The following is a 12,105-nucleotide window of genomic DNA, read 5'->3' on the forward strand; positions in this document are numbered from 1 at the left end:
GTACCGGGGCGAATGTTCACGGACGGCTCAACGTCTGCTCGCATGGTCGGTCAGGGTCTGCTCGGATGGGGTTGTGATCGCGGCGACGAGCTGGCGAAGCAGGCCTGCCATTACGTCGAGCGTTTCATCGACCGGCTCGAGGTCGAACCGGTCCGCGAGACGATGGGGGTCTTCGTAGGCGATGTTGGTTGATCCGTCTTGATCCCAGATCAGGATTCTCAGCGGCAGGTCTATTCCGGAGCGCGGGTCGGCCTGCATCAGGCGGGTGCCAACGGCGGGATTCCCGAATACGACAACGACCTCGTCGGACAGATGCAGTCCCACGGACCCGGCACCCGCAGCGTGATCGATCGTGGCGAAGACGGGTATGCCGCGAGCGTCCAGTTCTCGGTGCAGGGCTGTGACTGTGGCGGCGACAGGAGCGGCCCCGATCGTAATGCTCAGTGACGCGGCGATCTCGTTCCTTCGGCTGACTGGTGTGATCTTAGTTCCGCGGGCGTGGTCGCGCACCATCCCCGAACTCGCCGAGCGTAGCTAGGTACAGCCGGCAACCCCGACACCTCACGCGAGCGCCCGTCGGGGTCGGCGATTGCCCCGCTATGCTCGCGCAGCACCGCTCCAAGCGCGCGCTGGCGATCCTGCCGGGAGAGGACGTAGGTCGTGAGCTCACCCCGCTGCGCGACCAGCCGGAACCCGAGCCTGAGGGCGAGCTTCGAGGACGCTTCGTTCCACCCCTTGACCACGGCGGTCACCAGCACCGCATGCGCGTGTTCGAAGGCGACGTCGAGCATCGCGTCCGCAGCCTCGGTCGCGAGGCCCCGACCACTGTACGCCGACCGCAGCAACCAGCCGATTTCCACGGTGCGCGTTGCCGGCGCGACGGTCCGGAGGTGAAGGGAGACGTCGCCGATCACGTGCCCCGCGTGTTCCGCCGCGAGCACGAGCAGATCCCCCGGCCGACTCAGAACCGTGTGGTGCGTCCGAGCACGCAGGTGAGCATACGCTGCCGCGCTCGTCCGCGTCGGCCAGCCGAGGCCTTGCCGGACGGCCTCGTCATGCTCGATCTCAAGCCAATCACCGGCGTCCGCCATCCGGTACGCCCGCAGAAGGAGCCGCGGCGTGATGCGCTCGAGGGCCGACACTTTTGGCACCATTCCAGGTGCGGCCAGGTAGCGCATCTTCCGCAGCACCGAACCCATCCGCTCTATTTCAACGCCTCGCGGGGAATGTTGACGCGCCACGACGAATCTGCGGCGGTCGCCCGCCCAGAACAGTCTTGCCGAACGTCCACAGTCCGATGAACGTCCGGCAGCTTAAATCCGCCGCATGCCGCGTCGAAGCCCACAGACCGTGTAGACATGTTCTCCTGCCGAGTGGTGTGCGTCGGGCCTCCCGACCGTCCCAGCCTCCGTTACGAATGTTCGAGGCGTGTAAGAGGTCGATTCACACCACGTTTGAGATCGAGGACTTCGGCCGACATCGGGGTGACAACTGCACCATTCGCTGAGGAATCGGGTACTCGGCGAGGGCGGACGAGAGTCGGCTGTTCGTCATGTGCGTGGCCGTGGCGGCCGGGGCGTCACCGCGGTGCTCGAGGGTTTCCCCGTGGCTCCTGAATGGACGGTTCAGGCGCTGTCCAATTCTTGGAAACGCATTGGTGCGCCGAGGAGACGATCAGTGCGTGCAAATAACAGCAACCATTCCTGCTGAGAACCGCTTCACCGCGGTCCTCGTCGTACCCGCCGGCGTAGCGGACGAAGCCCCGGCGGGAATGGACGGCGCTCCGGCACCCCCTCGAGCAGGGCGGAGCGGCGGCTCACGGCTGTCTCCCACCTCACGTAAGAACACCCCAAGAAATCGGGGGGATTGTTGAAACGGATGTCTGTCGATCTCAACGATTGGGGTGCGTAGGTGCGTGCGCTTATTGATCGGGTACAGGGTGGGCGTGGGCCTGCGCTCAAACGGGCGGTGGTCGCCGCAACCCGACGGACGAACAGACTTGTGCTCCGGCCGTATCGGATGAGCGACCTCGGCTGCTGGCTGGCCATCGAGGCGGACGAAGCGGTTCGTCAGCCGCTGCACTGGCCCGAGCGGACCGCGTCCGAAGCGAGAGACCACCTGCGTGCTCGGACCCGCCATACAGTGTTGCGGGGCTCGGGGAGCCTACTGGTGCTGGCAGTAGAGTACGAGGGTTGCGTTATCGGTGATGTCTCCATCCATTTGCGCACTGTGGCGCCGGCGACGCGCTCTGTGGAAGTCGGGTGGCTGCTGCGCTCCGATCACCACCGCCGCGGACTCGCTACGGAAGCAGCCGGCGAGCTTCTGAGGTTTGCATTCGACGACGTCAACGCGAACCTCGTCACAGCAGTCATTTCGTCGACCAATGAAGCATCCGCGAAACTCGCGCGGCGGCTCGGATTCCAACTCGCTGCTCGAGTCTCCGGATACGACACCTATCTTTTGTCGCGCGAGGCCCACAACCGGCCCGTCGCATCAGCCGCTCTGAGTCCGGCGCGGCCTGCGGTTCGGGGGAACCATCGAGTTGGAACGAACGAAGGGCAGGTAAGTGACGGCCACACTCGAGGCGGCGCGGACAAGCACTCGCAGCACTAAGCGTTCCTCAGCGGCGCGTCGCCATGTGACCGTCCTGCTCTGCATCCTGTCGGCTACGGCGATCCTTTACTCGTGGAACTTGGCCACGAGCGGATACTCCGACTACTACTCGACGGCCGCGAAGAGCATGTCGGTGAGTTGGAAGGCCTTCTTCTTCGGAGCGTTCGATCCGCAATCCACCATCACCCTGGACAAGCTCTCCGGATTTCTGATTCCGCAGGCCCTCTCAGCGCGGGTCTTCGGCTACAGCTCCTGGTCGTTAGCGCTCCCCCAGGTCCTCGAGGGATTGGTGACAGTCGCCGCCGCATACTACGTTTTCTCGCGCTGGAGCGGCCGGTTCGGCGCGGCCGTGGGAGCCCTTAGTCTCGCTACGGCTCCCCTCATGATCTCGATGTTCTCGCACGGGATGGAGGATGCTCTGCTCACCATGTGGACCGCCCTCGCCGTAGCGGCCTGGCAGCGGGCTATCGAAACGGAGCGAATGGGATGGCTGCTCGGAGCCGGTATTCTCGTCGGGCTGGGTTTCCAGGCGAAGATGGCACAAGCGTGGCTCGTGCTGCCCGCGTTGTGCGTCGGCTACGTGTGGCTGAGCCGTAGGCCGCGAACCGTGAAAGTGCGTGACGTGACATGGTGCCTGATCGCGACGGTCGTCGTCTCGCTCAGCTGGATGACGGCCATGACGCTCATCCCCTCCGCTCAGCGCCCCTATTTCGACGGCAGCGTCGACAACAACATCTTCTCCACGGTTCTCGGCTACAACGGCATCAACCGCTTCTTGAGCAATGCAGTCCCGGGCGCCCTACCAGGCGACCCGCTGTTTCACCCGGTCGGCAACGCGGCCATCGTGGGGGCCGTCCCGGGAGCCATCGCCCACACCCCGTTCAAGTTCTTCCTCCCGCAATACGCCACACAGATCGGCTGGTTCTTTCCTGTCGCCGCGGCAGGCCTCATCCTCGGTGTGGTCTGGGTCAGGACGCATCGGTGGCCAGACATGCAACGGAATCTGAAGGCCGGGCTTGCGATGTGTTCGCTGCTTCTGATCTCCGTCGGTGGGGTCCTCAGCGCGATGAGCCTCCCGCACACTGCGTACCTCGCTGCAATGATGCTCCCCGTCGCCGGCTTGACCGGAATCGGAGCAACCCTGGTGATCCGCGCGTACAGTGAAGAAACGCGCTGGCGAATCGCGCTGCCTGTCACCGTGGCCGTGCAGACAGCGTGGTGTCTTGTGCTTCTGAGAAGCTTCCCCGAGTTCGCATCGTATCTGGGCGCACCCGTCGCTGCGCTCGGCTCTCTGGGAGCAGCGGCGCTGGCTCTTCACGCGTTTCGTCCCGGGCGGATCCGTCACCTGCTCGCCGTGGCAACCGTCCTCGCTGTCCTGGGGGCCGCGCTCACGCCGACCGTCTGGACGCTCTCGACACTCAACCCCGCATTCGCAGGAACCGCGGACGACGCCTACGGCGGCCCGCAGGTCGCTGCCGTCGCAGCGCGCAAACTGGTGCGACATGCAGCGTACGGGATCGGACTGGACTCGAACCGGTCCATTCAGCCGACCGAGTCGATCGAAGCGAGCGCCTTCGCCTACGCGCAACACCGGACATCAGACCAGTGGGCACTCGCCACCGATTCCTGGAGAAGCGCGGCACCGATGATCCTCCGAGGGCAGACGCGCGTTCTCCCCATCGGTGGGTTCACTTCGCGGGCCCCTTCACCCACCGCCGCCCAATTCCGAGAGCTCGTCGCCGCCGGCCGAGTGCGCTTCGTCCTTCTCTCCCCGGCCGAGGCCAGAACCGGTGTCTACCATCCCAACCTCGATGCCCTCACCGGTTGGACCATGGGTCACTGCCAAATCGTTCCGCCCGATCTATACCTGACAGCGCAGCTGCGTGCGGCAGCAGCAGGAGTGACCGGGGACACGCTCTACGATTGCGGCACCTGAGGAGGCGCTCGGAGCCTAGTGGTCGGCGTCGGCTCTGCCGGTCAGGTCGACGCACGGGACGGTTACTGTCCAACCGAGCGTCTCCTTGAGGTTGACGAACCGAAGCTCGTCGTCGCGGTGGCACTCGGCCGTGGCTGCGGCGAGTTGAGGCTGCCAGGCGGGCCCGTATGAACGCCGGGTCAGCTGCGGCCCGAACTGGGCCACGATGAGCGCCGCCGCCAGTCCGGCAGCCGCGACGATCGCCCAGCTGAGCGCGGGCCGTCGGTGTCGTCGGCGGAGGGCGATGGCCGCCGCAACCGGGAGGACGAGCGCAAGGAGCATCGAGGGGACGACGCCATACCGGGTGAGCCAGGCGTTCGACAATTGTGCCGAGGTGAATTGTGCGTAGTCGTAGAAGGTGTCGGGGTTGGTTGCGACACTTGCGACGTAGATCAGGACGGATCCGCTCAGTGCTGCGACGACGAGCAGCCGCTGGCCGCGCGTTCCGCGGACCATGACATAGGCTGCGCCCGCCGCGACGACGGCGAGAACTGCGATGCCGACGGCGGGACCCGTCGCGACGAGGACGTGTCCTATCTGCGACTGCGGCACCACGAGTGGCGTGGCCGCGTTGATCAGATATCCGTACGCGATCGACAGAGGATCGACCGCAGGGTTCGTGTTCTCCGCCCGCGGCCAGCACAGCGTCACGGCCAGCTGCGCGGCCATCCCGGCCAGCAGTCCGGCCCGCACGATCCACACGAGCCGGTCGCGGGAGCGCAGCAGCAGCAGCGGAGCGAGGAAGAGTGCCTGGATCTCGGTCAGCGCCCCGAAGAGCGCCACGACCGAGAGGATGATCGCGGTCCGCATCCGGCGCGGCCGAGACAGCACGACCCAGAACAGCGCCCACAGAAACACCGAGTGCACGTTCGCGAGGTTTCCCAGAACCTCTCGCGGCGCCAGCGGGCGAGGACCGTCAACGCGGCGATGAAGAGCCGCGCGGGAAACCAGGGAACCAGGTCCCGAGCGCAGACGTAGACGACGACCGCGAGCCCTCCCGCGATCGCGCAGGCGGCAGCCGTGGTGGCAAGCGCCCACTGATCGACCGGAAGGAGCACCACGCCCGCAGCGACCAGTCGCGGGACGGTGTGCAGGTAGCCGGCGTAGGGCTTGAAGTGGACGCTCGGGCCGCCCAGCGCGGCCGACGAGACGAACGTTCTGCCGTCTTCCGCCCAGAACGTACCCTGGGCGACCGCTGGGATCCGCAGCCACGCAATCGCTGCACAGCTCAGCCCGAGCACCACAAGCAGGACGACCGGCCGCCGGCGGATAGCATCCCCGACTCTGCGAATCCGGGAACGGGGAGCGGTCAGCGCGACAGTCATGGCCGTCACCTGGGTCACACGACTTCCACGGCGGCTGCGCCTCGGACTGTCGAGGTCAGCTGAAGCCGGAGCGCGACAAGCTGCCGCAGGAAGGCGGACCCGTTGGCGAGGGTCGCCTTGGAGGCTCCCGCCGAGCGGACCCCGAAGGAGAACGGTATCTCAGTCATCATCAGCTGATGGCGCAGGAGCACCTCCAGTAGGATCTTGAAGCCCTGTGGCTGCATCGCCTCCAGGTCCAGTGTTTCGCGACGAACCGCGAAAAAGCCCGTCAGCGGGTCGGTGCACTCTCGCAGCCTTCGCGGGAACAACGTACGTGCGACGAGGGTACTCGCAGTGGAGACCAGGTGCCGGACCGATCCGTCGAGGCCGCTCGCGCTCCCTCCATCGCGATAACGGGACGCGATCACGATGTCCGCACCGCGCGATTCCCCCGCCGCAAGCAGCCGGGGCAGGTCCTCCGGCGGGTGCTGCAGGTCACCGTCCATAACGACGACCCACTCGTGGACGGCGAGTCCCATCCCGACCAGCACCGCGCCTGAGAGACCGCCGACAGGCTCGTCCCGGTGCACAATGTCGACACAGTGCGGGAGTTGTCCGGCCTGCACGGCGGCCGCGGCCGCCGTGTCATCGGTCGAGTCGTCGACGATCAGGATCTCGCTCCGATCGGGATCGAGCACCGCGGCGAGCCTTCGCATCAGCTCACCGACGTTGGCCGCCTCGTTGAAGGTGGGAACCACGACCGAGACACCCCCCACCCGTGTCCCCTCCGCACCCGCGCTCTGCCGCATTCAAGCTCCTCGCTCTCATCTCCATCGCACACCCGCCGCTCCAATATTCGACAAAGAAACAAGGACGTTCCCTGAAAGATGCAATTGTGCATCTCTCATCAACGGAGCCTCCCGAGCCCGCCCGGTGGAGAACGCGTCACCGAGAGGGTGAAACAAGCACACTGCGACCAACCCGATCGAGCTCCACGCGAAAGCGTGCGCACGTCAGCGCAGCCGCCACCATGCCCGTTCGCCGCGGATATGGAGGTCCTCGTAGACAACGGATGAGCCGGTCTCCGAAATCAGCACGAGTTGCTGGAGGCCCAGATCCGACTCAACATGGTCGCGCTGCTCAGGGCCGTCCTGGTCGACATCGTTGAGCGATTCGAGGCGGGCTTCGAAAAGCGGTCGCCACGATTCGAACCCCGGCGCCGGGTGGAAAACGGCGAACATCCATGGCCGATCGACTTCGGTGACGTTCAGCGCCCCCAGGACTTCCCCGGCGGTCTTCAGGGTCCAGACTGACACGCGTCGATTCGCCACCTTCCCCGAGTCGGCTCACTCGACGGGAGCGTTCTGCTCCCGCTCCGGTGCCCGGGCCCCGGAGCGCCGGCGACGCAGCGCGCTGACCACGATGGGGAGGACGGACACGGCGACGATCACGACCATCAGAGCGTCGATGTTGTTCGCAACGAGTGGGATACCGCCCAGCAGCACGCCCAGAACCACCATGACGACAGTCCAACTGACACCCCCGAGGGCATTCCAGAGCAGGAAGCGCCGGTAGCGCAGCGCCGCGATCCCGGCCGCAAGCGGCACGTAGGTGCGCACGAACGGCACGAAGCGCCCCAGCACCAGCGACACACCGCCATAACGTGTGAAGAAAGCGTCGGCCTGCTCCAGCCGTTCGGTCTTGAGCACGCGGGCGTCCGGCTTGAAGAGATGCCTGCCGAACCGCTTCCCGAGCCAGTAGCCGACCTGGTCGCCCGCGAAGGCGGCGACCGCCGCGACGAGGGCGACCTGCCAGGGTTGGATTCCGAGGTGCGGCGCGAGGATCGCCGCGGTGATGAGCAGCGAGTCACCCGGGAGGAACGGGAACAGGATCCCCGACTCGATGAACACCACGACTGCGATCCCCACCAGCACCCACGGCCCGAACGCGTGCAGCCAGGCCGACGCGTCGAGCAGCGGGATGGTTGCGTGGAAAATCATCCCACCAGTGTCTTCGACACAAGGCAAGGTGCCTCTAAGAAACGGCGCCCTCCTCCCCCGATGGCATCACGTTCACCCGCCCACCCAGGCGAGGGTCGGCGGCACAGAACACGCGGTCACCGCATCGATGAGAATCCGAATCCGCTGACAATGCCGAACCTTCTCAGTGCCTCTGTGAGTTCGAGGCGTTCACTGCGAGTCAGCAGTTGATCGACGGGAGGGCCGGAGAGCATCGACACGAACACGACCATGACGCCAGAGGCACCCACCGCCCGGCACGACATCGCCGACGCCGACGCGAGCACACTCCCGCGCGAGTCGCGTTCCGGCGCCGTCGACCTTGTGCGCGTACTCGGAATCACGGCGGTCGTGGCCGGCCACACCCTGCCGTTCCCCTTCGTCCGCACGCTCGTCTACAGCTGGCACGTGCCCGTCTTCTTCTTCCTTGCGGGATACTTCTGGTCGACGCACCGAGCGCTCAGGCGAGAGGCGGCGACGAGGATGCGGACACTTCTCCGGCCGATGCTCACCTGGCTGGTGCTGATCGGCGTCGTCTTCGTCCTCGTGGACACGCACTTCGAACCGGACACCCTGCAGCGTCTGGCCGGTCCGCTCACCGACGGCGAGAACTCAGCGATGCCGTTCACTACCTTCTGGTTCGTCATCGTCCTCTTCTCCTCGGTCCTCATCCTCCGGCTCGTCTGGCGACTTCCGCGCACGATCATGTTGGCCGTGACCGGCACCGCATTCCTGCTGAGCCTCGTCGCCGGGCCGCAGCTGGCGAACACACCCCTGTCGGTCGGGTCCGCGCTGCCCTGCACTGCCTTCCTTGCGCTCGGCTACGCCGCCAGGGCGGTGCGACCGCGCATCAGCCGACCGGGCCTACTCGGATGCGCACTCCTCGCCGTCTCCACGCTCCTCGTCGCGACCGGAGTCGCCCTCCCGCTCGACATCAAGCAGGGCGACTACGGGACCCCGGCGCTCAGCGTCCTCGCTTCCGTCATGATCTCCTTCGGGCTCGTGCTCACTTGCGAGAAGCTCTGCGAACATCTGCCCGCGGCCGTCGGCCGGGTGGCGACCGTGCTGAGCTATGGCGGATTCATGGTGGTGCTCACCCATCCCTTGGTGCTCTGGGCGCTGACCGCCCTGGCGCCGCCCCTCCCGAGCTGGATCACTTTCAGCCTGTGCCTGCTGGTGCCCTGGGCCCTGGCGTTGGCCGCACTCCGCACGCGCGCATCGGCATGGTTGACCGGCGTGGAACGGTCGACCGCCTCGTTCAGAGCTGGGTGACCCCGAGGACGATGATCGCGGTGGCTCCAGCGATCGCGGCGGTCAGCACCAACGCATCGGCCGCACTGAGCCTCGGTCGCTGGATGGTCGCCTTCGGGACTCCCCCACGCAGGGTCATCGTTCGCCCGAAGTCGTTGGCTCTGCGCTGCGCCGCGGCGAGAACGGCTGTGAGCACGTCGACCAGAGCGTCCCGGGCGCTCCGGATCCCGGACACGCGGTTGCCGCCGCGCAGCCGACGCGCGGCGAGCAGCACGCGGACTTCCTCGAAGAAGAGGGGGACGGCGCGCGCTGCGAGGGCGGTGGTGAGCGACCACTCGTTCACAGGCACGCCGATCCTGCGCAGCGGCGACCAGAGGACGGCGAGCGCGGGTGCGAGCTCGGCGAGGGGCGTCGTCCAGGTAATGACGACGGCGAGGAATGTCAGGGTCGCGGTCAAGCCCAGGGAGATGAGAAACGCGGCAAGGCCCCCGCCGATCCAGGCGAGCACCCCGGTGACCGCCAGGAGCGCCCAAACGGTCCGGGGCAGCCGCGGAACAGCGGCAGGGGTTGCTCGGGCGGCGGCGAATCCGGCCAGGGTGACGGCCAGCAGGATGCCGAGGGTCGTCCAGGTCGGGAACATCACGCCCGGGATGGTGAGCACGGTCAACGCGATGACCTTGGTGCCGGCCCATGTGCGGTGCAAGGGGCTGCGTCGCGGCAGGATGCGCAGCATGACGGAGGCGATGTCGGCCCGCGGTGGGCGCGATCTCCGGGAGGCACGATCGGTGATGGTCATGCTGGCGACCCTCCTTCCAGACGCAGCACGCGCGGGCAGAGCCGTTCCAGCCCGTCGAGGTCATGGGAGACCACGACGATGCCCAGGCCGTGTTCGTCCCGTACCGCTGCCAGGTGGGCAGCGAGGTCCGTACGCGCGGCCGGGTCCAGGCCGGCGAACGGCTCGTCGAGGACCAGGACGCGTGGTCGTCCGGCGAGAATGCCGGCGATCGCGACGCGGCGCTGCTGTCCGCCGCTGAGCGCATCGATCCCGCGGTCGGCCAGGTCCGCCGAGAGGCCGACGTTCGCGAGCGCCCGTCCGACGAAATCGTCCGGGTCGCCGATGCCCGTTCCCGCGCTCTTTCCGGCGGCCGAGAGGATGTCCTCCCTGACAGTCCGTTTCTGGAGTTGAAGTCGCGCATGCTGAAAGGACAATGCGACCGAACCGATGCGCTCGGCAACCGGTACGCCGTCGATTTCGCACGAGCCCGCAGTGGGACGCAAGAGGCCGGCGAGCATCCAGGCAAGGGTGGTCTTGCCCGACCCGTTCTCCCCGGTGATCAACAGCCCATCGCCTGCCGCGAGATCGAGGTCGATCCCGGCCAGTGCACGATGCTGCCACGGAGTCCCGAGAGCATGCGTGTACTGCGCGGCCCTGACCCGCAGGATCGGGCCGGTCGCGGCGACCGGGCGGTTCCCCTCACGCGCAGGCTCTGAGCGTGCCGAAGTAGCCGTCGCCGCTGGAGCGGGGTGCTCGCACTCGACACGACCGTGGCGCATCCGCACGACCCGGTCGGCGCGCCGGGCATCGGCCGGGTTGTGGGAAATATGAACAACGGTCGTTCCATACCGTCGGGGCAACTCGGCGAGCAGTTCGGCGAGGGCCTCCCTCCCATCGGCGTCGACCATCGCCGTGGCCTCGTCGGCGATCAGCAGCGCCGGACGCCGGGCGAGCGCCGCGGCGAGAGCCAGTCGCTGGAGCTGGCCGCCGGAGAGCGACGCGGTGGTCCGATCCGCCAGGCCCGAGAGCCCGACCACTTCGAGAAGATCGTCCAGGTCGACCGCGGAAGGATCCTCCACACCCCAGAGGATGTCGTCCACCACCCGTGCCCCGAGCGCCGCGACCTCCGCGCGTTGTGCGAGGAGTGCGGTCCCACCTGGACGCCCCAGGCCCACTGAGCCGGGACGCTCGACAGTGCCCTCGGCGACGGCGAGGCCGGCGAGCACCATCGCCAGAGTGGATTTGCCCGACCCGTTGGGGCCGTTGACCACGACGAACTCACCTGGACCGATCCGGAGGTCGACACCGTCGAGCGCCGGATCGGACTGACCGGGATGCCGCACCACCACCTGGCGCAGTTCCACCGGAACCGGGCAGACGGTGTCGGCGCCCCCGCCGACAGCGGCCTCGAGTGGGTCGTCGACGCGGACCCAGTCCAGCCTGCGCAGGATCGCCACGAGGAGCCGCCAGGTAACGAAGACGGCGGCCGGGACGGCGATCGCCAGCAGGAGCGCGACCCACAGCCACCAGTCGGCCCTCAGACTCGCGGCCACTGAGTTGAGTGCCTGAGCGAGGGGGCCAGGGCGGGAATGCGTCGGACCAGCCCCGCCAAGCCGGAAACGGTTCCGGTGACCGCGTCGATGGCGATGGTCCGTGGGCCGGGCAGCAGAGCCAGCAGGCCGATCGCTGCCGCCGCCGCAACCGCGGCGAGGACTACCGAGATCACCGCCATGGTAGGAGCACCCCGGCCGCGGCGGTGAGCGGACCCCACGACACCACCCACCATGCCGCTGCCGATCACGACCAGCCCCGCAGTGATCCCCCCGATCAGAAAGCAGGTGACGGCCGCAGCGGCCACCGACGCGATCAGCGCCCGCAGACGAAATCGGTCCGCCACGAGCGCGAGCGGAATCATCGCCAGCAATTCCAGTGCGCCGACCCGCGGCAGAAGCGCGCCGACGGTGACCACGGTGACCGACACCGCGGCCAGCGTCGCAGAGGCGGCGACCTCCCGTGCGCGGAGCGCTGTGGTTGCCGGACGGGTCGAGGTCACACCTCCAGTATCCGAAGACCGCCATGCGGAGAACCTGTGCGCGGCGTCGCGGCGTCGCCGAAACCCGCACCACGTCGCTGAGCATGCGCATAGACAGTGCGCCTCTCAGCCATTTC

The 12,105-nt window shown here is 67.4% G+C and carries 12 protein-coding genes; 3 read left to right on the forward strand and 9 right to left on the reverse strand.

Going from position 1 to position 12,105, the window contains the following annotated elements; genetic code table 11:
* Positions 1-27: 27 nt before the first annotated feature.
* On the reverse strand, positions 28-513 hold the full coding sequence (locus tag ACRAWC_RS10690; protein WP_431347701.1) for a DUF302 domain-containing protein: 486 nt from the start codon (positions 511-513) through the stop codon (positions 28-30).
* On the reverse strand, positions 441-1,199 hold the full coding sequence (locus ACRAWC_RS10695; RefSeq protein WP_431347702.1) for a GNAT family N-acetyltransferase: 759 nt from the start codon (positions 1,197-1,199) through the stop codon (positions 441-443). The genes ACRAWC_RS10690 and ACRAWC_RS10695 overlap by 73 nt, the downstream gene beginning before the upstream one ends.
* Before the next feature lie 802 nt (positions 1,200-2,001).
* Between ACRAWC_RS10695 and ACRAWC_RS10700 the strand changes: the two genes are divergently transcribed.
* Both ACRAWC_RS10700 and ACRAWC_RS10705 read left to right on the forward strand, forming a co-directional pair.
* Positions 2,002-2,613, forward strand: a complete 612-nt coding sequence (locus tag ACRAWC_RS10700) for a GNAT family N-acetyltransferase (protein WP_431347703.1) — start codon at positions 2,002-2,004, stop codon at positions 2,611-2,613.
* Between the two features lie 25 nt (positions 2,614-2,638).
* Positions 2,639-4,549 (forward strand): ArnT family glycosyltransferase, encoded by a 1,911-nt coding sequence (locus ACRAWC_RS10705; protein ID WP_431347704.1) that lies wholly within the window; start codon positions 2,639-2,641, stop codon positions 4,547-4,549.
* Positions 4,550-4,564: 15 nt separating this feature from the next.
* Here the strand turns inward: ACRAWC_RS10705 and ACRAWC_RS10710 are convergent, their stop codons facing one another.
* From ACRAWC_RS10710 to ACRAWC_RS10725, 4 genes are all read right to left on the reverse strand, one after another.
* A complete protein-coding gene (locus ACRAWC_RS10710; RefSeq protein WP_431347705.1) occupies positions 4,565-5,455 on the reverse strand; it encodes a hypothetical protein in 891 nt (296 codons plus the stop codon).
* A gap of 472 nt (positions 5,456-5,927) precedes the next feature.
* Positions 5,928-6,701, reverse strand: a complete 774-nt coding sequence (locus ACRAWC_RS10715; protein ID WP_431347706.1) for a glycosyltransferase — start codon at positions 6,699-6,701, stop codon at positions 5,928-5,930.
* Between the two features lie 204 nt (positions 6,702-6,905).
* A complete protein-coding gene (locus ACRAWC_RS10720) occupies positions 6,906-7,208 on the reverse strand; it encodes a hypothetical protein (protein ID WP_431347707.1) in 303 nt (100 codons plus the stop codon).
* A gap of 30 nt (positions 7,209-7,238) precedes the next feature.
* Positions 7,239-7,892 carry a DedA family protein gene (locus ACRAWC_RS10725; RefSeq protein WP_431347708.1) on the reverse strand — a complete coding sequence of 218 codons (654 nt, stop codon included), beginning with the start codon at positions 7,890-7,892 and terminating at the stop codon, positions 7,239-7,241.
* 249 nt (positions 7,893-8,141) lie between these two features.
* On the opposite strand from ACRAWC_RS10725, the gene ACRAWC_RS10730 reads away from it, so the two are divergent.
* Entirely contained in the window at positions 8,142-9,182 is a 1,041-nt protein-coding gene (locus tag ACRAWC_RS10730; RefSeq protein ID WP_431347709.1) for an acyltransferase family protein, read from the forward strand.
* Here ACRAWC_RS10730 and ACRAWC_RS10735 read toward each other — a convergent pair.
* The 3 genes from ACRAWC_RS10735 to ACRAWC_RS10745 are packed head-to-tail and all read right to left on the reverse strand — an operon-like array spanning position 9,169 to position 11,989.
* Positions 9,169-9,957 carry a CbiQ family ECF transporter T component gene (locus tag ACRAWC_RS10735; protein ID WP_431347710.1) on the reverse strand — a complete coding sequence of 263 codons (789 nt, stop codon included), beginning with the start codon at positions 9,955-9,957 and terminating at the stop codon, positions 9,169-9,171. The genes ACRAWC_RS10730 and ACRAWC_RS10735 overlap by 14 nt on opposite strands.
* A complete protein-coding gene (locus ACRAWC_RS10740) occupies positions 9,954-11,489 on the reverse strand; it encodes an ABC transporter ATP-binding protein (RefSeq protein WP_431347711.1) in 1,536 nt (511 codons plus the stop codon). The genes ACRAWC_RS10735 and ACRAWC_RS10740 overlap by 4 nt, the downstream gene beginning before the upstream one ends.
* Entirely contained in the window at positions 11,474-11,989 is a 516-nt protein-coding gene (locus tag ACRAWC_RS10745; RefSeq protein WP_431347712.1) for a hypothetical protein, read from the reverse strand. The genes ACRAWC_RS10740 and ACRAWC_RS10745 overlap by 16 nt, the downstream gene beginning before the upstream one ends.
* Positions 11,990-12,105: the final 116 nt, after the last annotated feature.

This window comes from Leifsonia sp. L25, assembly GCF_050632895.1.